Below are 22,099 nucleotides of genomic sequence, written 5' to 3' on the forward strand. Positions count from 1 at the left end.
CATAGGTGGAGGAGCGAAGCGACCGTGAGCACCAGTCCAACCGATGAGCCGGCCTGGAAACAGCGGGCCGTCGAGCGCTCGCTGCGCACCGCCAAACTACGTGCCGAACTGCGCGTTCAGCGCTTCCTCGATGCCGCCCGCGCGATCATCATCGAAAACGGCACCATCGACCTCACCGTTCAGGAGGTCGTCGACCGCTCCCGCCAGTCCCTGCGCAGCTTCTATCTGCAATTCGACGGTAAACACGAATTGCTGCTCGCTTTGTTCGAGGACGCCCTCAACCAGTCCGCCGAACAGATCCGCGTCGATACGGCCGATACGGCGCTACCGCTGGATCGGCTTCGGATGGCCGTCGAGTTGCTGTTCGAGCGCTGCCGCCCCGATCCGGAGACGCGGCGTCCACTGTTCACCGACTTCGCGCCGCAATTGCTCGCCACCCATCCGGCGCAGGTCAAAATCGCGCACGCCGGGCTGCTGACGTTGTTCACCGATCTGATGACGCAGGCACAGGCGGCCGGCGACGTACGCGCGGACATCACGCCGCGCCGGATGGCGGCCCTGGTCATGCAGACCGTCATGTTCACCGCCCAATCACCCGGCAATCCCGATCGCAATGGCCCCCAGGCGATTACCGCCGCAGAGGTGTGGAATCTGTGCGCGCGGGGCGTAGCGCGTCAGGAATGACAATGAGTACCGAACCGAGCTGTGCGGGCCCGTCGCTGACAGGCGCCGCCGGGGTCGACGCGTTGCACGCTCGACTGCTATACGCGGGCTTGGACCTCTCTTCGGCCGGCGCGCCCGGCACGCCCCTGGTCGTCGTCGAACTCGATGATCTCGCAGCCTCCGGGTCCGTAACCATCACGCGCGCCGCGTCCCTGCTGCACGAAAGCCTCCCCCTCACGGTGGGCGTGCTGCGACGGCCGCTGGCACCGGGGCTGGAGCCCCTCCTCGATGCCCTTACCGTGACGCTCACCGCAGCGCCCTCGCAGCGCACGCCGCGCGAGGTGGTTTCGGTACCCGATGTCGATGCGGCGCTACAGAAGGTGACGGACGCGGTGACACACGCACCCCGGGCCGCTCTGGTCTGCGGTCAGCTATTGCGGCGGACCGGCGGTGCGGGCACCACGTCCGCGCTGGCCGCGGAAGCGGCGGCGTACTCGATGTTGCTGGGCGGGAACGAATTCGCGCGCTGGCTCACCGAGCGCGGCACTGCCCGACCGGCACCGGCCCCCTCGGGTGATCTGGTGCGGGTGCGGCGCGAGGGGGCTCGGCTCTCGATCGTGCTCGATCATTCGGCGCGCCGGAATTCGCTCGGTGCACGGGTGCGCGAAGAGCTGCTCGACGCACTGCTGGTGGCCGAGTCGGACCCGGGAATCGAATCGGTCGAACTCCGCGGCGCCGGACCGGCTTTCTCCAGTGGCGGCGATCTGGCCGAGTTCGGCGTCGCCATCGATCCGGTCGCCGCCTACCTGGTGCGACTGGACCGCGCACCGTGGCGAGTGCTGGACCGGATCGCCGACCGGCTGACCGTGCGCGTGCATGGCGCGTGTATCGGCGCCGGCGCCGAGATAGCGGCTTTCGCCGGTCATGTCGTCGCCGCACCGGATACCTGGTTCCGTTTCCCCGAGGTCGCGATGGGCCTGATTCCCGGCGCCGGCGGCACCGTGAGCGTGCCGTGTCGCATCGGCCGCTGGCGCGCAGCATGGCTCATGCTGACCGGAACACCGCTGTGCGCGCGCGAGGCACTGCAATGGGGACTTGTGGACGATATATCAGGCGCGCCGGGCTGAGCGATGAGAAACACACCCCAGTCAACAGGCTCGGCACTGTCCCGAGATTCGGCGCTGATACAGCGGGCACTGCCGGAGTGTCCCGTCGTGAACTGGGCAGCGTCGGGGGGCATGGCGCTCACCGGACACCGCGACGGTATGCCGGTGTCCTCGCCCGCGCCCGCGTACCAGCTGCTCGGCGCGGTGACGCGCACACTGTCCCGGGTGACCGGCGAGGTGGGTGCGGAAGTGGTGATCGATCCGGCGGCAACGGTTTTCGGGCGGGCCGGTTGGTCCGGCCGAACCCGGGACGGCCGGACCTCGGTCGGGGGCGCGAGCAGAATGCTCCGCACGGCGGACGGATGGTGTGCGGTGACGCTGTCGCGACCTGACGATATCGACGCGGTTCCGGCAATTCTCGGCATCGCACCGGGATCGGATGCCTGGACATCCCTTGCCACCGCGGCCTGCCGGTGGTCGGCGCAGGCCCTCGCCTCGCAGGCCCGGCTGCTCGGTGTACCCGCGGCCGCCGTGCCATCGAGGCCCCGCATCGCGACGCCGTCGCAAACAACGCTGCCTCGAATTGGGTTGCCTTGGAGCACTTCCCGCATTGCCCCGGCCGATCCGGCGGCAACCCTGCGAGATTGCCTGGTGGTCGATCTGTCCTCGCTGTGGGCGGGTCCGCTGTGCGCGCGACTGCTCGGACTCGCGGGCGCCCGAATCGTGAAAGTGGAGAGCTCGCACCGCCCCGATGCCGGTCGCACCGGGAGCCCGGAGCTGTTCCAGTGGTTGCACGACGGCCACGAATTCCACACCGTCGATTTTCGATCTGCCACCGGGCGTGCGCAATTGGCGGATCTGATCGCCGTGGCGGATATCGTCATCGAGGCGTCCCGGCCCCGAGCGCTGGCGCAGCTCGGCCTCGCTCCGGAGCAGGTGGCGCACCGCCCCGGCCGGGTGTGGCTGAGTCTCACCGGATATGGGCGGACGAACCCCATGCGGGTCGCCTTCGGAGACGACGCCGCAGCGGCCGGAGGACTGGTCGGCTGGTGCGGGGACGAGCCGGTGTTCTGCGGCGACGCGATCGCCGACCCCTTGTCCGGAATCATCGCGGCGCTCGCGGTCGCGACCGCGGTGCGTACCGGCGGGGGTGTGCTGATCGACCTGTCGATGCGCGCGACCGCCGCGACGTTCGCGGCGGCGCCGGATGTCGATCACGGCCCACACCGGGTCGTACCGCACGGCGACGGATGGATCTTGGAATGCACCTCCTTCGAACTCGCGCAGGCCGTACTGCCACCGCCGATCCCGGCGGATTCCCTGCGATATCCACTGCGGGCGAGCGGTATTCGATGCTGATACGGCGCGCACATATCTTCGGCAGCGATCACACCGATGTCCGCTGGACGGGTGGGCGCATCGTCGAATGCGGGACCGACCTGCGCCCGCTGCCCGGCGAGAACGATATCGACGCACACGGTGGCTGGCTGCTGCCCGGATTGCACGACCACCATATCCATCTGCGGGCGCTGGCCGCCCTCTCCGATTCGGTGCCACTGGGGCCGGAGCGAATCCCGGATCTCAGTGGCCTGATCGCCGAACTTCACCGCGCGGATGCGCAATTGCCTGCCGGACAGTGGATTCGGGGCATCGGATATCACGAGTCAGTCGCGGGGTCACTCGATCGGCGACTACTCGACCGCGCCCTGCCCGGCCGCCCGGTCCGGGTCCAGCACCGCAGCGGCGGGCTGTGGATCTTGAATTCGGCCGCCTGCGCCGAGATCGAGCTCGACGAGTGCGCGGTCACGGGCGTCGAACGTGACGCAGCCGGCCGGCTCACGGGCCGGTTGTGGCGGATGGATTCCTGGCTGGGTGCGCGAATCCCCTCCCTGCCACTGGATCTCGCGGGTGTCAGCAGCCGGGCCGCTCGACACGGGATCACCGGGTTCACCGACGCGACGCCGGGGCTGACACAGCAGGAGGTGTCGGAATTGGCGGGAGCGGTGGCCGACGGACGGATCGTGCAGCGGGTGCACTGCATGGCTCCGCCGTCCATCACCGATCCGCGGATCGCGCGTTTCACGCTGGGGCCCACCAAGATTCTTCTGGACGATACGAACCTCCCGACCCTCGACGACCTCACCGAGACGATTCGGGAGGCACACGAGGCGTCGCGGCCGGTGGCTGTGCACTGCGTGACGCGGGTGCAACTGATTCTCACCCTCGCGGCACTCGACAGTGCGGGCGTACGGCCGGGTGACCGCATCGAGCACGGCGCCATAGTTCCGGATTCGGTACTGGACCACATGCGCGCTCTAGCGCTGACCGTGGTGACCCAGCCGCACTTTCCGGTCGAGCGAGCCGCGCAGTACGCACTCGACGTCCCGGAGGAGGATCGAGCGGACCTGTGGCGGCTGGGTTCCCTGCTGAACCGGGGCGTCGCGGTGGCTGCCGGAACGGACGCGCCCTTCGGCGGAGCCGACCCCTGGCGCGTCCTGGCGGCTTGCCTCACGAAGCAGATGAATACCACTGTCGGCGAAGCGATTTCGCTACACTGTGCGCTGCAACTGTTCTTCGGCTACCCCGAGCGGCCCGCAGTGCCCCGTACCGTACGGCCGGGCGCGGTGGCCGACCTCACCCTGCTGCGCGCCGCACCGGCGGAGATCGCCGACCATCCGGCCGCCGGCGCCGAATTGGTCGCCGCCACCATCGTGGGCGGACAGCCGGTCTATCTCGCTTCCCAGTGAGGCGGGATACACCGAACGGGCAGCCGGGACCGAGACGAAGGCGGTTCAGAATGTGGGTGCCGAGAACAGGGTTCAGGGCGGCTGTCGCGGTCATCGCGATGCTCGCCAGCCCGGAGATGTGGGCTGCCATCGACCAGTTCACCGCCCCGCTGCACCCGTAAGCAGCGGCGGAGCAGTGACATCCCTGCACGGATTGCACCCGTGCAGGGAAGGTTCGACTCAGCGGTCCGCCCACGCCGACACACTTTTCAACCAGCACGACTTACTTTCAAAACACGCCCTAGCCCGGCGGCTCCGCACCGAGCACACGCTGGAAGCCCGGCGGGAGAAGCACATCGGACCGGCCGAGATCGTGAATCGAACTGTGCCCCAAGGCCAGTAGTGTCGAGTCGATACCGGCGTGCAGAATATCGAGCACGTTCTCGACACCGGCCTGTCCGTTCGCCGCCAGGCCCCACAGGTACGCCCGGCCGATCATGACCGCGCGGGCTCCCAGCGCGACCGCCTTCACGACATCGCTTCCGCGCCGGATGCCGCCGTCCAGCAGCACTTCGATCTGATCGCCGACGGCCTCCGCGATAGCGGGCAGCGCCCGGATCGCGGCGGGTGTGCCGTCCAGATTGTTGCCGCCGTGGTTGGACACCGAGATGGCGGTGACCCCGGCGTCCACGGCGCGGCGCGCCTCGTCTACTCGAATGACGCCCTTGAGCAGGAAGGGCCCTTCCCATTGGTCACGCAGCCAGCGCACGTCCTCCCAGGTTGGGCGTTGCGAACCCATCCACTGCCCGTAGGCACCGAAAAATGTCGGCACCGTGCCGTTCTCGTCGGCCATGTTCGGGACGCTCAGGTCCGGTACCCCACCACTGCGGGCGTAGGTTGCCAGCCAGCGTGGACGGCGCAGCGCCTCGGGTGCGAAGCGCAGTGCCTCGCGGACAGTGACCTTTTCCGGGATGTGCGGGCTGCCCCAGTCGCGGCTGTGCGCGAACGACCAGTCCAGGGTGAGAATCAGTCCGGCCACGCCGGCGGTGCGGGCGCGCTCGAGGCGGCGTGACATATCGTCACGGCTGCCGATCCAGTAGACCTGGAAGAAGGTCTTGGGGTTGGCCTCGAGCACCTGCTCCACGGGTTTGCTCGCGAACGAACTCAGCCCGAGCGCGGTGCCCCGCGCGGCGGCCGCGCGCGCCACGGCCACTTCGCCGTCCGGATGGACCGCCTGCACCCCGGTCGGCGATATCACGACCGGAAGCGAAATCTCCTGTCCCATTACGGTGGTCGCCAGATCACGCTTGTCCGAGAGGCCGGCTGTCCGTGGGGCGTAGCCGATTTCGGCGAAGGCCTCGACATTGTCACGCAGCGTGACACCCTTCTCCGACCCGGCCCACAGCGCGCTGTACACCGACGGTGGCAGGCGCCTGCGCGCGCGCCGCCGCGCCTCCTCGACGGATTCCATCCAGCTGCCGGTCATCGGGAACTCCTCGGTACGGTTCGTTGTTCGGTACGGCCCGGGCGGTGAATCACCAGGGGCCGCAAAGGAATCACGGTGCGTTCGCGCACGCATCCGGCGACGACACCGAGCCCGTAGGCGAGGTCGTCGGCCAGCAGGATCGGGATGGCGCGAAGCGGGTGGCGGCCGGGCGGTTCGCCCGCGATCCGGCCCAGCAGCAGGGCGCCGATCGGCCACCAGCGCAGCGCCCCGCCGCCCCGGCCGGAAACAAGTAGTGGCAGCAGCGGAACCGTGAACTGCGTGCTGTACCGGGCAATTCCGAGCCAGGTGCGGTACACATCACCGGCAGTCAGCCGAAGTGCGTGGCCCGCGGGCACACCTGCGGTCGTCAGGGATTTTCCGGTGCCCGAAAGACATCCGGCGAACAGCATGAGTGCGAGCAGCGGGCGGCCGCGCAGCAACGCCACCACCGTGGCGGCCGACCACCCGGAGACGATCAGCGGTGCGAGCGCGGCCGGATGCCGCAGCCCCAGCGGAGCGGCCGAGCCACCGTAGCGGAACCGCCGCGTGAGCAGCCTGCGCGTACCCACCGGTTCCTCGTGTGCCACTTCCACACTCGGGTCGTAGCGCACCCGCCATTCGGCCTGGTGCAGCCGCCACACCAGATCGACATCCTCGCCATAGCGCAGATTCGGGTCGAAGACCCCGTCCGGTGTCGCGATGTCGTCCAGTGCACCCCGGCGAACCAGCAATGCCGCGGCGGGAACGAAAGATACGCGTGCGTTGGGCAGCACACGTGCCGCGTGTGGACCACGATCGAGTGCGCACCGCTCGCCCTCGCGCAGGGCGGTGACGCGCGGGGCTACCGCCGCCACCATCGGATCCACGAAATGTGCTGCGAGCCGGTCGATCCACCTCGGACTCGGGACACAGTCACTGTCGAGAAACGCCACCAGATCGGTACGCACCGTGCGCAATGCGGTATTGCGTGCCGTGGCCGGGCCCTGATTCACGTTGTGCCTTCGCAGCGTCACACCCGGCCGGGCCGCTACCTGCGCCACCGCCGCGGCATCGACGGAGCCGTCATCGACCACGACCACCGGATAGCGATCCCCCAATGCGTCCAGGCACCGGCTCAGCATGACCGGCCGATCACGCACCGGGATCACCACGGTGACATCCGCCGTCCTCTCCAACCGGGGCGGATGCGGATGCGCCAGACCCGCATCGGTGAGCTGTCGCGCCAGCCTGCCCGTCGCCGGGGTCAGCACCGGCCCGGTCCGTAACTCCTGCCACGCCTCGTATCCCGTGGGCGTGAACCGCAGCAGGCGCGCGGGTGACCCGCCCCACCACAGATTCTCACCGAGCATCCGCACACCGGCATCCAGGATGAGCCGGAAATTCTCCGGCAGCGGTGTCGTCACAACGCCAGCCCCCCGTCCACGGCCAGCGTCGTGCCCATTACCGCATTGCCACCGGGACCTGCAAGAAACACCAGTACCGCGGCGATCTCCGCGGCGTCGAGCAGTCTGCCGATCGGCTGCTGTGCGGCAAACCCTTTCGCATCCGCCAGCCCGTAGAGCCGTGCGGTCTCGGTCAGCAGAGCGGTATCGGTGGAGCCCGGGCTCACCGCGTTGGCGGTCACTCCGGTGCCACCCAATTCCACGCCCAGTGACCGGACCAGTCCGGTGACACCGGCTTTCGCGGCGCAATACACCGCCAGCATCGGCAATCCCTTGGTCGCCGCAGCGGACGCGACGGCCAGGAACCGGCCCGACCGCGGCTCCGGACGGCGCAACAGTGCCGGAACGGCGGCCCGAGCCAGATTCACGACCCCGCCGAGACATACATCCAGCACTGCCCGCTCCTGCACGACCGGCATCTCCCACAGCGGCACCCCGCCCGCGATCACCCCGGCGGCCGCAACCGCGGCATCGAGCCCACCCCATTCGGCCTCCGCGAACGCCACGGCCTCGATCAGTGCGGTGGGATCACGAACATCGGCGAACCACGCGCGCACCGCATGCTCTTGGTCTGCAGACGATTCCACCTGTGCGAGAGGTGAACCCAGCTGCTCGGCTGCCGACTCGCCCGGCTCGGCGAAAAGGAGGTCCCGTGGGGCGGACACGTCCCGCACTCGCTTACCCGCGTGCGCGTACAGTTTTGGCCGGAAGACACCGGTCAAGGACCGAACTGCTCGATGGGAGTGCTGCTTCGCGCGCCGGCCGCGCGATTCGGCGCCCGATAGCGACTCGACCGCGCGCCGACTCTCCCGATGCGCCTCGACCGAGCGCCGATTGGCCTCGGCGACAACGGCGTCGAGCTCTGCGGCTGTGCTGAGTGGATAGGGCAGATCGGGGTCAGATATTCCGAGGTCGACAGCCAGTACGGACCAGCCCGCTTCGGCGAGTTGCAGGACAGTGGCCGCCCCTATGCCGCGACCTGCACCGGTGACTATCGCGACGCGGCCGTTCATAGCGTCTCCGGTGCGCGCCATGCCGCCACTTCCTTCGACAGGACTGCGGCCAATCGGTCCAACAGGAGGTCTCCGTGAAAGGCGGTCGCTCCCATGGGATCCCCAAGAATGCCGTTGTCGCTCACGGCGCGGACACCGTGTTCGCGCAGTTGTGGCATGAGCTCGCGCAGGGGCCTGGTGTTACCGGTCTCCGCACGTGCCATCTGGACGGATTCGGGGCGGAGAGCGAGCATGAGCGCTGTTTCGATATGTCCGGCATGCGGATCGCCGTCCCAGTGCGGGGCGCAGACGTGCACATCGCGCGATTCGGCGCGCAGCCGGGCCACGGCGCGGGCCAATGGTCCGGCATTGCCGCCATGCGCCGAGACGAACAGCACATGTGCGAAGGTCTCACAGGCGGAGCGGCCCAATTCGGTGACCACCAGTTCGGTGAGGTCCTGGCCGATCGACAAAGTGCCTGCGAATCCGGCGTGTTCACCGCTGGATCCGTAGGACACGGCCGGCGCGATCACCACATCATCTCGTGAGTTCGCGAGTGCCTCGCACAGTGCGACCGCCACCTCGGTGTCCGTGGAGAGCGGCAGATGCGGGCCGTGCTGTTCGGTGGCTCCCAGGGGGATCGCGAGCAGGGCGCCGTTTCCCGCCAGTTCATGCACTTCTGGCCACGCCAGGTCGGCCAGTCGCCACACTGCGGTCACGATGGTCGTCCGGGAACCGTCAGGCCGGCCAGCGGGCTCTCGTCACACGCGCGCGCCGGTGCGGCGAGTGCGGCGGGCTTGCCGGACATACCCGGCATGCCGATCGCCACCGATCGCCCCTTCCTCGAATGGTCCTGCGACGGCCGCGGCGCGTGCGCCCGATCGGCAGTCCGCAGCGCCGATTCCCCGTGCCCGCGAACACATTCCGGATCGGGACCGTCCAGCGGCAGGCCGGTGAAGAATTTCGCGGCCATACAGCCGCCTCGGCAACTGTCGAAGGCCGAGCAGGAGGTGCACGCACCACCGGTTTGCGGGCGGCGCAGATCCGCGAAGCGCTCCGATTCACGCCAGATTCGCTGGAAACCGCCCGGGGTGCGGATATTTCCGGCCTTGAATTCGTCGTGGATGGCGAACGGGCAGGCATACACGTCGCCGATCGGGTCGACCAGGCACACGACCCGGCCCGCGCCGCACAGGTTCAGGCCCGGCAGGGATTCACCGTACGCGGCGAGATGAAAGAACGAGTCGCCGGTGAGGACCCGCTCGCCGTGCTCGAGCAGCCAGTCGTACAGTGTCCGTTGCTGTTCCGGCCGCAGATGCAGATCGTCCCAGCTGTCCGCCCCCCGCCCCGAGGGCCGCAGCCGAGTCAGTCGCAGTTGTGCGCCGAACATATCGGCAATGGCCAGGAATCCGTCCAGCTGACCGACATTGTGCCGGGTCATCACGACCGAGAGCTTGAAGCCGGTGGCGCCGGCGGATGCCAGCAGTTCCATGGCTCGGACCGCCGTGGCGTAGGACCCCTTGCCGCGGACCGCGTCATTGACCGCTTCGGTCGCTCCGTCCAGGGAAATCTGGACGTCCACATAGCTGTTCGTGGCGATACGGGTGGCAGCCGCCGGGTTGATGCGCACCCCGTTGGTAGAGAACTTGACTCCGACGTGGTGATCGGTGGCGTAGTCGACGATCTCCCAGAAGTCCGGCCGCATCGTCGGCTCACCACCGCCGATGTTCACATAGAACACCTGCATCCGCTCGAACTCGTCGATCAGCGACAGGCATTCGGCCGTGCTCAGCTCGCGTGGATCACGGCGGCCCGAACTCGACAGGCAGTGCACACAGGACAGATTGCAGGCGTAGGTCAATTCCCACGTCAGGCAGATGGGTGCGTCCAGGCCGAACTGGAATTGCTCGACCAGAGGCAATGGTGCGGCCGTCATGGGGCATCCCTCTTCCGGATCATATCGGTGGCGGCCAGTCCGGCCAGGGCATTGCGATAGGTGGAAAGTTCGGCCTCGGTGACCCCGGCGAGCGTGCACGCCTGCCGTGCCGACACCGATTCGGCCAGGGTCCGAACCACCTGAAACAGCATGGGGCTCTTCAGAAACGACAATCGCCGGGTGCCGAAGTGGTAAAGCAGCGCGCCGAACCGCTCCGGCCGGACCGAGACCTGGTCGGACACTTTCCAGGCGACATCGAGTTCGAAGGTCCGCTGCGGGTCAGTAGACACCGCACATTCCGTCGATCGAAACCTCTTCTACGAGAATCTCCTCGGCCAGCACAGCATCCTCGCCGCTGCTGTCGGAAACGTTCTTGCTCATGACGACTCCCTGCTGATGGTTGCCACGGCCGGTGTTCTGTCACTCCGTGACGATAATTGCGTTCTCACTCAAGATAATGTGATTCTTACGATGTGACAAGAACTATTCGCAGGGGTCGCCCGCCCGGGACCAGCGGTCGTCGTCTCGAACTGGTCGCGCTGGGGCTGTTCAGCGAGCAGGGGTTCGAGCACACGACCGTGGACCAGATCGCCGCGGCGGTCGGGGTCAGTCGGCGGACCTTCTTCCGTTACTTCGACTCGAAGCCGGACGTGCTCTGGTACGGCTTCGAACGGGAGGTGGCCGCGATTCGCGCGGCGCTGGCACAGACACCCGCCGACGCAGCGATCATGGCCGCCATCCGCCGCGCAGTCTTGGACGTCAATCACGCTCGCGCCCAGGACGAACCCGAACTGCGCCAGCGCATCCGGCTGCTGACCGCGACACCGGACCTGATCGCGAGCGCCGCCCTGCGCTATGACACCTGGGAGCGGGCGATCAGCGAATTCGTCGCGGCTCGCACCGGGCAACCGGCGGATTCGATTCATCCGCTCACCGTCGGTCGCGCCACGCTGGCCGCCTGCCGCGCCGCCTACGAATGCTGGATACAGCAGCACGAGGTTCCGCTGACGGCCTATCTGGAATCGGCGTTGCGCGCACTGGAATCAGGGTTCGCGGATTCCGTGATCGGCGGCTGACAGGAGCGCGGACCAGCGTCGCCGGTGTGCCGAACGAGCCTCGGGCACGATGATTCGTGGTGTCCAGGTCCGAGCCCAGTGGCGATCGGGCACTACCAGCGGGGCACCGAGCCGAGCGGCCAGTTCGAACGCTTCGGTCCGTGCGCCCAGTACCGGGTGCGACCATGTCCACCCACAGGCGTAAGGCGCCAGCGTGCCTGCGGTCTGCGCGAAGTTCGCGCATTCCAACTGTTCAGGATCGACGACGAGGCCATGGAACGCGAATGCGCCCGAGAGCGTCACCGTCAGCGAACCATCGCAGACGACGTGCACCACCCCACCCGGCCCCGCGTGGGCCGCAGCCCGTTCCACTACCGCGCGCCGGCGCGCGGCGCCCCCGCAGACCAGGGCGACCATGTCGCCCATCGCTACCGCTCCGGCCCCTCGAGCAGGGTCACTCCGGCGACTGCCGTAGGCCCGCCGACATTGTGTGCCAACCCGATTCGCGCACCGTCCACCTGGTTGACGGCGCAGCCGCGCAGCTGTTCGAACAGCTCGACGCATTGGGCGACACCGGTCGCCCCCGGTGGATGACCCTTCGATTTGAGGCCGCCACTGGTATTCACCGGCAGCGTACCGCCCGGGCCGGTGGCCCCTGATTCGACGAGCTTGTAGCCCTCGAACCGCTCGGCGAAACCGAGGTCCTCATAACTCATCAGCTCGACACCGGTGAAGAAATCGTGCACCTCGGCGACGTCCACGTCCGACGGCGTCAGACCCGCCATCCCGAACGCCTGGCGGGCGGCCCGCACGCTCGCCGGGAACGTGGTCATATCCCGCTTGTGCTGGTGCATCACCGAATCCAGGCCCAAACCCACGCCGCGCACCCATACCGGGCGATCGGTATAGCGGTCCACCACCTCGTCCGCGGCCAGTATCAGGGCCGCCGCACCGTCGCTCTGTGGTGCGCAGTCGTACAGCCCGAACGGCGTCACCACCGTCGGCGCGCCGAGCGCCTGCTCCATGGTGATCTCGAACTGCAAGCGCGCCTTGCGATTGTTCGCACCGAAACGATGGTTCTTCACCGCGACCATCGCGAGATGCTCACGGGTGGCCGGGGACTCGTGCAGGTAGCGGGTGACGTGCAAAGCGAACTCGGCCGGCGAGACCAGCCCGAGCGGGTAATCCCACGCATTGTCGCGCGACATCGCCTCCCAGCCCCACAGCATGTCCTTCGACGCCGATTCACGCAGCTTGTCCGCACCCAGCACCAGCGCCACATCGCAGGCCCCGGAGGCGATCCCGAACAGTGCGTTACGCAGTGCGTCATGACCGGTGGCACAGGCGTTCTCGATCCGCGTCACCGGAATATCAGCCAGTCCCAGCGTATCGGCCAGAATGCCGGACGGGAATCCGTCCGCGGTGCCGCACTCACCGAACCAGGCGGCCTGGATATCGGCCTTGGCGAAGCCCTTGTCGACGGTGGCGGCGCACTCGGCGAACGCCATGGGAAGCAGATCCTTGATACCCAATGCGAAATGCTCGGCGAACGCGGTCATCCCCGCACCCACAATGGCAACCCTTTTCATGCTGCGATACCCCGATCCGGTTCGAACGCGTAGCCGTAATCGGGTACACCCGAGCGGACCGCCACGCGTCGCAGCACCATGCGACCGCGGTCTCCTATGCCGACGGTGCCCGGTTCGGTGCTGGTCACCTTGGCCAGTGCCCGGACCCCGGCCTCGTCGAGTTCGACGATGACGAGTGAGTAGGGCGTCTTGAGGCCGGGCACCGGAACGTGCACCGTGACCTCGGTGTAGACGGTGCCGGTGCGCGGCAGTGGCTCCAGGCTGTACTGGGTGCTCAGCGCACCGTCGTCGGCTACGCGGTAGCGTGGCGGGAAGTCCAATTCCGTACTGCCGGGGTGCTTTCCGGCGACCCAGCGCACTTTGGCCTCGAAGGCCCGCTCGTAGGCTGCCAGGGAGATCAGCAGTTCGGCGCCGGGACGCACCACACCCTCGGGTTTGGGACGCGCGGCCGGTTCGCGGCGATAAACCACCGCACTACCGCCCGCCACCGTGACGGCGGACAGGCTCCCCTGCTCCACACCGACCACCGGCCCTGTGGTGCCCGCTTCCGCCAGCGCCGCGAGCGCGAACAAACCCGCGCTGGCGCCGAAAGTGGGCAGCGGCACCGGATTTCCGGCACACAGCGCGACCGCGCGCTCATGCTCGACGCCGGCCACCGCGACGGGTACGTCCAGCCAGGCCGCCTCGAACGAGGCCAGCAGTCCCCGTGCGTGCAGCAGTCGCGGATCGCCGTAGTCGTGCACGTCGCCCGCTGCGGTGCGGGTGCGCACCGGCAAGCTGCGCGAAATCCGCGCCGCCGTACGCACTTCCAGGCCGCGATCGGCAGTCAGCACCGCCACCGCACCCGCAGGTTCCAGGTCGACGCCGATGACGAGGGTGCGCGGCCGGGCCGAGCTGACCGCGTCCAATGCGGCGGGCGCGCCGCCCAGCCGCTCGACGACCTCCAGTTCCGGATCAAGTCCGAGCCCCGCCAGCAGTGCGGCCGCGTTGCCACCCTCCAGCAGGGGCAGGTCCCGGCTGACCAGGATCACCACGTGCGCCGCGCCCGCCCCGGCGTCGAGCACGGCACGCCCGGCCTCCACGGCCAGCGTCACCGCATCCTCGTCGTCGCCGGGCACCCGGTGCCCGGTGGTACCCCAGCACGGCAGATATGTTCCCAACGCGGCGATATACGGCATCGGCCTCTCCCATTCTCCAACTGCGCCAGCACTACTAGGTGACCGCGCCGGCGGTCTTCAGCGCGATGATGCGATCCCAATCCAGTCCCAGCTCGACCAGGACGTCCTCGGTCTGGGCTGCGAATTCGGGGGCCGGCCCGATAACGGGAGCGGTGACGTCGAATTGCACGGGATTGGCTACCAGTTCCAATTCGCCTGCGCGAACGAGGTATTCGTTCGCGCGCACCTGCGCATCGTCGGCGACCTGCCGCGAATCCTGTACCGGGGCCCACGGTCCCGCCAGCGTGGCGAAGCGTTCGGACCATTCGGCCAGCGTGCGCGTGGCGATCACTTCCTGCAGAATCTGCACGGCCGCAGCGGTATTGGCGGCCAGCTCCGGACCAGTGGCGAACCGCGGATCCTGTGCCAGCTCCGGGCGGTCGATGTGCTTGCACACATCGGCCCAGAACTTCGACGGCTGCATCATGACGAATGAGAGATAACGACGGTCGGCGGTGGCGTACAGACCCGACAGTGGATTGGTCGGGGAACCATGTGCCCCCAGCGGCGGCGGCACCATCGGCTTGTCCAGATGCAGCGACAGCGCGACCCCGTGCCCCATCGCCCAGATACCGCTGCCCAGCAATGACACATCGACGATCGACGTTTCGCCGGTGCGCTCACGCTGGAGCAGGGCCGCCACGATCCCCCCGGCGAGATTGGTCCCGGAAATGGTGTCACCGAAAGCAGGACCGGGCGGCGGAACCATCCCCTCCACGCCGGCGGGTGTGAGGCTGGCTGCGATCCCGCCGCGAGCCCAGAAGGCGGTCATGTCGTAGCCGCCCTTTCCGGATTCCTCGCCGCGCGGACCCAGCGCGCTGCCGCGCGCGTAGACGATCGCCGGATTCACCGCACGGATATCGTCGACGTCGATCCCGAACTTGCGCCGATGGCCGGGCAGGAAGCTCGTCAGGAAGACATCCGAACGCCGGGCGAGCTCGTACAGCACCTCGAGCCCTTCGGGATTGGACATATCCAGCCCGACGCTGCGTTTGCCGCGGTTGGCGTGCTCCCAATTGGGATTCGGATCGCCCTGCACCTCGAACGCGCCGGTGCGGCGTAGCCCGCGCTGTGGGTCGCCCGTCACCGCGTGCTCGATCTTGATCACTTCCGCGCCCCATTCGGCGAGCACCGCGCCCGCCGACGGGACGAACCCGTACATCGCGACCTCGAGCACCCGGATGCCCTGCAGCGGTTTCATCGGATCACCGCCGCGAAAGTCTTGCGCTCCAAGAACTCTTCGAGTCCCGCCACGCCGGATTCGCGGCCGATCCCCGATTGCTTGTAGCCGCCGAAGGGTGCGTCGGGGGCGAAATAGTTGCCACCGTTGATGCTCATGGTGCCGGTGCGGATACGCCGGGCGACGGCGAGCGCGCGTTCATCGGTCGCGCTGAAAACGCCGCCGGAGAGTCCGTAGATGGAGTTGTTGGCGATGCGCACCGCTTCGTCGTCGCCTTCGTAGGGGATCACCACGAGCACCGGGCCGAAGACCTCCTCCTGCGCGATCTCGCTGTCGGGGTCCACTCCGGCCAGCAGCGTCGGGGTATAGAAGAAGCCGGGGTCGACCTTCGTACCGCCGGTCACCAGCGTCGCGCCCACGGCCACGGCCCGCTGCACCATGCCGTCGACCTTGTCGCGCTGACGTGCGCTGATCAGTGGTCCCATATAGGTTTTCGGGTCGCCTGGATCGCCGTAGCGGACATGCCCGAAGTTGGCCGCCACCTTCTGGACCATTTCGTCGTGGCGGGCTCGGGGCACCAGCAGCCGGGTGGTCAAAGCACAGCCCTGCCCGGCATGGGTGACGACGCTGAAGGCCGCGAACATCGCGGTGAGGTCGAAGTCGGCATCGTCGAGCACGATCATGGCCGACTTGCCGCCCAATTCCAGGAAGACCCGTTTGAGGGTTTCGCCGGCCGCGGCCATGATGCGGCGGCCCACGGCGGTGGAGCCGGTGAAGGTGACCATGTCCACCTCGGGATGGGTGGTCATCAGCTCGCCCACCGAAACTTCCGAAGAGGAAAGGACATTCACCACCCCCGCCGGAATGTCGGTGTATCGCGCGATCAGCTCGCCCAGTGCCTGGGTGATCAGCGGGGTGTCCGGCGCACCTTTGAGTACGACCGTGCAGCCCGCGGCGAGCGCGGGGGCAAGCTTGGCCAGTGCCAGCTGATTCGGGTAGTTGTAGGCCACGATCGCCGAGACGACGCCGGCCGCTTCCTTCTCGACCCAGCGCCGATGCCGCTGCCCCCGGACCTCGATCTCGGGGAGCTGTTCGGTCAGGGGATAGTTCTTCAGCAGTTCGGCGTAATAACTGACCAGGCCGATCGGAATGTCGAGCTGATTGCCGAGCGTGAGGGTGCGGGTCGCGCCGACCTCCGCGATCGTCAACTCACGCAGCTCTTCCCGATGGTCGACCAGCGCCTGATGCAACTGCTCCAGGCAGCGCACACGCAGGTCGGTGTTCGTGGCCCACTCGGTGGTGTCGAAGGCTCGGCGGGCGGCGGCAATCGCGGTTTCGGCGTCGGCGACCGTCGCATCGGGCGCATGGCCGAGCACCTCACCGGTGGCGGGATCGAGGGATACGAAGGTGCGCTCGGCCTCCACCAGACGCCCGTTGATGAGGAGCCTCCGCCCCAGCCCCGTCGACTCCCCGTCCATGTGCTCGGTGTCCGTGCCCGACGGCGCCTGGTCCTGAGCGTGCATCCCGTCTCCTCAATCCTTGAAAACTAGATTCTCCTGTGCAGAGAATATTCCGATCACTTTTGAGAACTCTAGCCAGCAAACAAGCTTTTCGTAACCCCCATCACAGTCGGCGACAGTCGCGGGCTCACACCCCGCGACCGGCCGATAGGTGGTGAGCGGCAGGGGGCTTGCCGTCCGCAGAATTGCGAGAGTACCGTTCTCTTATGATGGAAGGGAGATTCTTGTGATTCAGACGAGAGCGCTCAGCCCAGCTCTGGGCGTCGAGGTCACCGGCGTCGAGGACCTGCTCGACGAAGCCGTGATCAGCCGTTGCCTGGAGGCCTTGACCTGGCGGGGCGTCCTGCTTATCCGAGGATTGCACCTCGATGACGCGGCGCAGCTGGCCTTCAGCCGGCGACTCGGCCCGGTCCTCGCACCGGCGGGTAAGGAGATCTTCAAGATCTCTCTCGACCCGGCTGTGCAGCCCTCGGCCGAATACCTCAAGAGCACATTCCACTGGCATATCGATGACACCACCAACGACGTGCCCGCCAAGGCGACCATGCTCACCGCCCGGCACCTGGCCATGGTCGGCGGCGGGACCGAATTCGCCAGCACCTACGCCGCGTTCGAAGCCCTGCCCGAACAGGAGCAGAAGCGCTACGAACAGCTCCGGGTGGTGCACAGTTTCGAAGCGTCCCAACGGCTTACGCATCCGGACCCCTCCGAGCAGGAAGTCGCGGCGTGGCGGCGGCTGCCCAGCCACGAGACCTCGCTGGTCTGGCAGCGCCGCGACGGGCGCCGCTCACTGGTGATCGGCGCGACCGCCGACCACATCGTCGGCATGGACGCCGGCGAAGGCCGTGCCGTGCTGGACGAACTGCTGGAGTGGACCTCCCAGGAACGTTTCCGCTATACCCACGAATGGGCCGTCGACGACGTGGTGGTCTGGGACAACACCGGCATGCTGCATCGTGCGCTGCCCTACGACCCGGCCTCGCGGCGCACCATGCACCGCACCACCATCGCCGGCCAGGAGGCATGGGCGTGAGTACATCATCGAAGACCGCGATCGTCACCGGCGGCGGATCTGGCATCGGGCTGGCCGTCGCGAAACGGCTTCGCACAGACGGCTATTCGGTGGCCACGCTGGATCTACGCCCCGTCCACGACGATGATCTGGCCTTCACCGCCGATGTCACCGATGCCGGCGCGGTGTTCGCCGCGCACGCCGCCATCCGCGACAAGCTGGGCCCGGTCACGGTTCTGGTGAACGCGGCGGGGATGGAGGGTTTCAAGCGTTTCGCCGATCTGACGCTCGAGGAGTGGCAGCGGGTGATCGACGTGAACCTGCACGGCGTCTTTCACTGCACCCAGTCCGTGCTGCCGGACATGCTGGATACGGGCTGGGGCCGAATCGTCAATATCTCTTCCTCCAGCGCACATTCGGGGCAGCCGTTCATGGCGCACTACGTCGCGGCCAAATCGGCGGTGAACGGATTGACCAAAGCGCTCGCGCTGGAACTCGGTCCGTCCGGCATCACCGTCAATGCGGTGCCGCCGGGCTTCATCGATACTCCGATGTTGCGTGGGGCGGAAGAGAAGCGGTTGCTCGGCGGCAGCGTTGAGGACCATATCCGGCGCACCCCGGTACGCCGGGTGGGCCAGCCGGAAGACATCGCTGCCGCCTGCGCCTTCCTGATCTCGGAGGAGGCCGGGTACATCACCGGACAGATCCTCGGGGTCAACGGCGGCCGGAATACCTAGGGTGAGCGGAGGAGAACCAATGGCACCGGATCTCGCACTGCTGCTGGTGCGGCTGGTCGTGGGCGGCACGATGGCCGCACATGGGGTCAATCACTGGCTCGGGGGAGGCCGGATCGCCGGTACCGCCCGCTGGTTCGGCGGACTCGGGCTGCGCTACCCGACCGCTCAGGCGTGGTTCAGCGTGATCACCGAGATCGGCGCGGGCGCACTGCTCGCGCTCGGGCTGCTGACCCCGCTGGCGTGTGCGGCGGTGATCTCGGTGATGCTGGTCGCCGGGCTGCTCGCGCACCGAGCCAATGGATTCTTCGTCTTCCGTGAGGGATACGAGTACGTGCTGATACTCGGAACGGCCGCGCTCGCCGTCGGAGTTCTGGGGCCGGGGCGCTGGTCCGTGGATCGGCTCGCCGGAATCGAGATCACCGGGTGGGGCGGAGGCGCGCTCGCGCTCGGAGTCGGAATTGCCGCGACAGCAGCGCTTTTGGCGGTGTGCTGGCGGCCCGAAGCCGACGCACCCGAATGCGAGCAGGGCACCCCCGCTGAATCCGGTGCGCCACAGATCGAGACGATTACGGAGGAGTACTGATGCGGGTCGGATTCATCGGGCTCGGAATCCAGGGCGCGCCCATGGCCCGCCGGATCATCGAGGCGGGCCACCCCACCACCCTGTGGGCCCGGCGGGCGCAAGCCCTCGAACCGTTCCGCGACAGCGGGGCGGCCTTCGCGGGCTCCCCCGCCGAACTCGCCGCCGCCAGCGATCTGGTCTGCGTGTGCGTGGTCTCCGATGATGATGTCCGCGACATCATCACCCGGCCCGACGGCATTCTCGCCGGACTCGCGGCCGGGGGCGTGATCGCCGTGCACAGTACCGTCCATCCGGACACCTGCGCCGAACTCGCCGAAAAGGCTCAGGTCCAAGGGATTTCACTGATCGACGCGCCGGTCAGCGGCGGCGGTCCGGCCGCGGCCGTCGGGACCCTGCTGGTCATGGTGGGTGGCGACGACCAGGTCGTCCAGCGCTGCCGGCCGGTGTTCGACAGCTATGCACGACTGGTGGTCCACCTCGGCGCGGTCGGCGCGGGCCAAGTCAGCAAGATCATCAATAATCTCCTCTTCACCGCCAACCTCGCCACCGCCGTGAGCACGCTGCGGCTCGGGGAGAGCCTCGGACTCGATCCGCGACGCCTGGGAGAACTCATCTCTCACGGCACCGCCAATAGTTTCGCGCTAGGCCGCGTCGTCGCGGGCGGAGGGCTGGACAGCATCGCCAAACACGCGGCCGGACTACTGCGCAAGGACGTCGACCTGGCCACCGACCTGGCCGTCCGAGCCGGGTCGAAGGACGGCATCGTCTTCGATGCCGCGCAGGACACCCTGTCGGTCATGGATCGACTGCTCGGCAACTGAAGGGAAGCCTGATGCGAGTCGGATTCGTCGGAGCCGGGCGGATGGGCGCTCCCATGGTCCGGCGGCTGATTGCCGCGCGCCACCAGGTCCAGGTATTGGCACGAGACTCCGAAACGTATGCGGCACTGAAGGAATCGGGCGCCACGGTGTCATCGCGACTATCCGAGATCGGTGCGGGCGCGGAGGTGGTGGTGCTCTGTGTCTTCACCGACGAGCAGGTGCGGGCGGTATGCCTCGACGGCGATCTGCTGTCCAGCATGCCGTCCGGATCGGTACTCGTGGTGCATACAACCGCCGGACCGGCCGCTATGACGGCGGTAACCGAGCAAGCGGCGCTGCACGGAGTCGATGTGCTCGACGCCCCGGTCAGCGGCGGACCGCACGATATCGCGGCAGGTACGCTGACCGTCTTCGTCGGCGGCACTGACAACGCCGTGCGGCGCGTGCGGCCGATGCTGGCGTGCTACGCCGATCCGATTCTGCATGTCGGCCCGCTCGGCAACGGCCAGCGGGTGAAGCTGCTCAACAACGCCGCGTTCGCTGCACAACTCGGCGTAGTCGCCGAAATCGTCCGTCTCGCCGCCCGAATCGGACTCGACGAGGCGATCGTACTGCGCGCGCTGTCGCACGGCAGCGCGTGTAGCCACGCACTCTCGGGTGCCGCTACCCGGGGTTCGATCGGTGAATTCGTCTCGGCGGTCGGCGATTTCCTCGCCAAGGATGTCGCACAGGTCCGAGCTGCGCTCGCCGACCTCGGCGGGGAGCTCGGCGCGCTGGACCCGCTCATCGACTCCTGCGCGCTCGAGCGCCCCGGTCACCGAGTGGATCTCGGCGTCCTCCCCGCGGACCTCCGGTAACTTCGGAGGCTCGGCACTCCTTCAGACGCCCAGCGACTTCGCGATGATGACCTTCATGACTTCGCTTGTCCCGGCGTAGATTCGGGCCACGCGGGCATCGGTGTACAGGCGGGCGATGGGGTATTCCATCATGTAACCGTAGCCACCGAACAATTGCAGGCAGCGGTCGACCACCCGGGCCTGTACCTCGGTCGCGAAGAGTTTGGCCCGGGCGGCATCCGCACCGGAAAGCTTGCCTTCGACCAGTTCCAGGACCGCGTTGTCGACCAGAGCCTGGGCCGCCTCGATGTCGGTGGACATGGCGGCCAGTTCGAATTTGGTGTTCTGGAACGAGGCCACCGGTGTGCCGAAAGCCTTGCGCTCCTTGACATATTCAATGGTGGCAGTGAGCGCCGCGCGGGCCTGGGCCACCGATCCCACGGCCACTGTCATCCGTTCCTGGGGCAGGTTATGCCCTAGGTAGCCGAATGCCGCGCCCTCCTCGCCCAGTCGATTGGCCACGGGCACCCGGACATCGTCGAAGGACAACTCGACGGTGTCCTGCACCTTGCAGCCCATCTTCTCCAGGACCCGGCCCTTCTCGAAACCGGGCATGCCGTCCTCGACCACCAGCAGGGTGAGCCCGGTACGGCGGTTATCCGGGTCGGTAAAACTGCGGGCGACCACGACCACCAGATCGGCGAGCAAGCCACCGGTGATGAACGTCTTCGCACCATTGAGCACGTAGTCGTCGCCGTCCCGGATCGCGGTGCTGCGCATGCCCGCCAGATCCGACCCGGTCCCCGGCTCCGTCATGGCCACCGCGGTGAGCAATCGGCCCGCCGCCAGGCCGGGGAACCAGCGCTGCCGCTGTTCGGCATTCGCATATTCCAGGAAGTACGGGAGGATGACGTCGATCTGGGTCCGCACCGTGCTCAAGGTGACCAGCGCGCGCTGCGCCTCCTCCTGCAGCACCGCGTTGTAGCGGTAGTCCGGCAGCCCCGCTCCCCCGAATTCCTCCGGGATAGCGGTGCCCAGCAGGCCCAGCGCACCGAGCTGCTGGAAGATCTCGCGCGGCATCTGCCCGCTCTTCTCCCAGGCCGGATAGTTCGGCACCACTTCCTTGTCGATGAAGTCGCGGGCCAGCTGCCGGAAAGCCTCGTGATCGGGGGTATAGATATCCCTGCGCATGTCGCCC

23 protein-coding genes are annotated in these 22,099 nt (G+C 67.7%); 10 read left to right on the top strand and 13 right to left on the bottom strand.

From position 1 onward, the window contains the following. Window positions 1–24: 24 nt before the first annotated feature. The 4 genes from OG716_RS12700 (at window position 25) to OG716_RS12715 (ending at window position 4,516) form a co-directional block, all read left to right on the top strand. Window positions 25–684, top strand: a complete 660-nt coding sequence (locus OG716_RS12700) for a TetR/AcrR family transcriptional regulator (RefSeq protein WP_405137842.1) — start codon at window positions 25–27, stop codon at window positions 682–684. A 2-nt stretch (window positions 685–686) separates the two neighbouring features. After that, window positions 687–1,790 (top strand): enoyl-CoA hydratase/isomerase family protein, encoded by a 1,104-nt coding sequence (locus tag OG716_RS12705; RefSeq protein ID WP_405137843.1) that lies wholly within the window; start codon window positions 687–689, stop codon window positions 1,788–1,790. Between the two features lie 87 nt (window positions 1,791–1,877). Further along, window positions 1,878–3,128 carry a CoA transferase gene (locus tag OG716_RS12710; protein WP_405137844.1) on the top strand — a complete coding sequence of 417 codons (1,251 nt, stop codon included), beginning with the start codon at window positions 1,878–1,880 and terminating at the stop codon, window positions 3,126–3,128. Continuing rightward, window positions 3,122–4,516: an amidohydrolase family protein gene (locus tag OG716_RS12715; RefSeq protein WP_405137845.1), complete on the top strand. Its 1,395-nt coding sequence runs from the start codon at window positions 3,122–3,124 to the stop codon at window positions 4,514–4,516. The genes OG716_RS12710 and OG716_RS12715 overlap by 7 nt, the downstream gene beginning before the upstream one ends. 280 nt (window positions 4,517–4,796) lie before the next feature. Here OG716_RS12715 and mftD read toward each other — a convergent pair whose 3' ends face one another. From mftD to mftA, 7 genes are read right to left on the bottom strand one after another with little or no spacing between them, the layout of a single operon-like run. Beyond that, window positions 4,797–5,981, bottom strand: coding sequence for a pre-mycofactocin synthase MftD (gene mftD, locus OG716_RS12720; RefSeq protein ID WP_405137846.1), 1,185 nt, complete (start codon window positions 5,979–5,981; stop codon window positions 4,797–4,799). Continuing rightward, window positions 5,978–7,384 carry a mycofactocin biosynthesis glycosyltransferase MftF gene (gene mftF / locus OG716_RS12725; RefSeq protein WP_405137847.1) on the bottom strand — a complete coding sequence of 469 codons (1,407 nt, stop codon included), beginning with the start codon at window positions 7,382–7,384 and terminating at the stop codon, window positions 5,978–5,980. Before mftF ends, mftD begins: the two co-directional genes overlap by 4 nt. Further along, the gene (locus tag OG716_RS12730; RefSeq protein ID WP_405137848.1) at window positions 7,381–8,457 is read right to left on the bottom strand and encodes an SDR family oxidoreductase; all 1,077 of its coding nucleotides are present in this window, start codon (window positions 8,455–8,457) and stop codon (window positions 7,381–7,383) included. The genes mftF and OG716_RS12730 overlap by 4 nt, the downstream gene beginning before the upstream one ends. Beyond that, on the bottom strand, window positions 8,433–9,125 hold the full coding sequence (mftE, locus tag OG716_RS12735) for a mycofactocin biosynthesis peptidyl-dipeptidase MftE (RefSeq protein ID WP_405139651.1): 693 nt from the start codon (window positions 9,123–9,125) through the stop codon (window positions 8,433–8,435). Before mftE ends, OG716_RS12730 begins: the two co-directional genes overlap by 25 nt. A 5-nt stretch (window positions 9,126–9,130) precedes the next feature. After that, the gene (gene mftC / locus OG716_RS12740) at window positions 9,131–10,351 is read right to left on the bottom strand and encodes a mycofactocin radical SAM maturase (protein ID WP_405137849.1); all 1,221 of its coding nucleotides are present in this window, start codon (window positions 10,349–10,351) and stop codon (window positions 9,131–9,133) included. Further along, window positions 10,348–10,641, bottom strand: coding sequence for a mycofactocin biosynthesis chaperone MftB (gene mftB / locus OG716_RS12745; protein ID WP_405137850.1), 294 nt, complete (start codon window positions 10,639–10,641; stop codon window positions 10,348–10,350). The genes mftC and mftB overlap by 4 nt, the downstream gene beginning before the upstream one ends. Next, a complete protein-coding gene (gene mftA / locus OG716_RS12750) occupies window positions 10,631–10,732 on the bottom strand; it encodes a mycofactocin precursor MftA (protein ID WP_405137851.1) in 102 nt (33 codons plus the stop codon). The genes mftB and mftA overlap by 11 nt, the downstream gene beginning before the upstream one ends. A gap of 92 nt (window positions 10,733–10,824) precedes the next feature. Between mftA and mftR the strand changes: the two genes are divergently transcribed. Continuing rightward, window positions 10,825–11,427: a mycofactocin system transcriptional regulator gene (mftR, locus tag OG716_RS12755; protein ID WP_405137852.1), complete on the top strand. Its 603-nt coding sequence runs from the start codon at window positions 10,825–10,827 to the stop codon at window positions 11,425–11,427. On the opposite strand, the gene OG716_RS12760 is transcribed toward mftR, so the two are convergent. Genes OG716_RS12760 through OG716_RS12780 form a run of 5 tightly spaced genes read right to left on the bottom strand, consistent with a single transcriptional unit; the run spans window position 11,395 to window position 16,870 of the window. Beyond that, entirely contained in the window at window positions 11,395–11,832 is a 438-nt protein-coding gene (locus tag OG716_RS12760) for a hypothetical protein (protein WP_405137853.1), read from the bottom strand. The genes mftR and OG716_RS12760 overlap by 33 nt on opposite strands. Before the next feature lie 2 nt (window positions 11,833–11,834). After that, on the bottom strand, window positions 11,835–12,995 hold the full coding sequence (locus OG716_RS12765; protein WP_405137854.1) for a thiolase C-terminal domain-containing protein: 1,161 nt from the start codon (window positions 12,993–12,995) through the stop codon (window positions 11,835–11,837). Continuing rightward, a complete protein-coding gene (locus tag OG716_RS12770; RefSeq protein ID WP_405137855.1) occupies window positions 12,992–14,173 on the bottom strand; it encodes a Zn-ribbon domain-containing OB-fold protein in 1,182 nt (393 codons plus the stop codon). The genes OG716_RS12765 and OG716_RS12770 overlap by 4 nt, the downstream gene beginning before the upstream one ends. Window positions 14,174–14,207: 34 nt before the next feature. Then, the gene (locus tag OG716_RS12775) at window positions 14,208–15,413 is read right to left on the bottom strand and encodes a CaiB/BaiF CoA transferase family protein (protein ID WP_405137856.1); all 1,206 of its coding nucleotides are present in this window, start codon (window positions 15,411–15,413) and stop codon (window positions 14,208–14,210) included. Next, window positions 15,410–16,870, bottom strand: coding sequence for an aldehyde dehydrogenase family protein (locus tag OG716_RS12780; RefSeq protein WP_405139653.1), 1,461 nt, complete (start codon window positions 16,868–16,870; stop codon window positions 15,410–15,412). Before OG716_RS12780 ends, OG716_RS12775 begins: the two co-directional genes overlap by 4 nt. 268 nt (window positions 16,871–17,138) lie before the next feature. Between OG716_RS12780 and OG716_RS12785 the strand changes: the two genes are divergently transcribed. From OG716_RS12785 to OG716_RS12805, 5 genes are read left to right on the top strand one after another with little or no spacing between them, the layout of a single operon-like run. Continuing rightward, window positions 17,139–17,945, top strand: a complete 807-nt coding sequence (locus tag OG716_RS12785) for a TauD/TfdA dioxygenase family protein (protein WP_405137857.1) — start codon at window positions 17,139–17,141, stop codon at window positions 17,943–17,945. After that, entirely contained in the window at window positions 17,942–18,661 is a 720-nt protein-coding gene (locus OG716_RS12790; protein WP_405137858.1) for an SDR family NAD(P)-dependent oxidoreductase, read from the top strand. The genes OG716_RS12785 and OG716_RS12790 overlap by 4 nt, the downstream gene beginning before the upstream one ends. Window positions 18,662–18,680: 19 nt before the next feature. Beyond that, entirely contained in the window at window positions 18,681–19,244 is a 564-nt protein-coding gene (locus OG716_RS12795) for a DoxX family protein (protein WP_405137859.1), read from the top strand. Further along, entirely contained in the window at window positions 19,244–20,065 is an 822-nt protein-coding gene (locus tag OG716_RS12800) for an NAD(P)-dependent oxidoreductase (RefSeq protein ID WP_405137860.1), read from the top strand. Before OG716_RS12795 ends, OG716_RS12800 begins: the two co-directional genes overlap by 1 nt. 11 nt (window positions 20,066–20,076) lie before the next feature. After that, the gene (locus OG716_RS12805; RefSeq protein ID WP_405137861.1) at window positions 20,077–20,922 is read left to right on the top strand and encodes an NAD(P)-dependent oxidoreductase; all 846 of its coding nucleotides are present in this window, start codon (window positions 20,077–20,079) and stop codon (window positions 20,920–20,922) included. A gap of 21 nt (window positions 20,923–20,943) precedes the next feature. On the opposite strand, the gene OG716_RS12810 is transcribed toward OG716_RS12805, so the two are convergent. Further along, complete coding sequence (locus OG716_RS12810; protein ID WP_405137862.1) at window positions 20,944–22,092, bottom strand: acyl-CoA dehydrogenase family protein; 1,149 nt, start codon at window positions 22,090–22,092, stop codon at window positions 20,944–20,946. Window positions 22,093–22,099: the final 7 nt, after the last annotated feature.

This window comes from Nocardia sp. NBC_01388 (genome assembly GCF_045040085.1).
Classification (GTDB): Bacteria; Actinomycetota; Actinomycetes; order Mycobacteriales; family Mycobacteriaceae; genus Nocardia.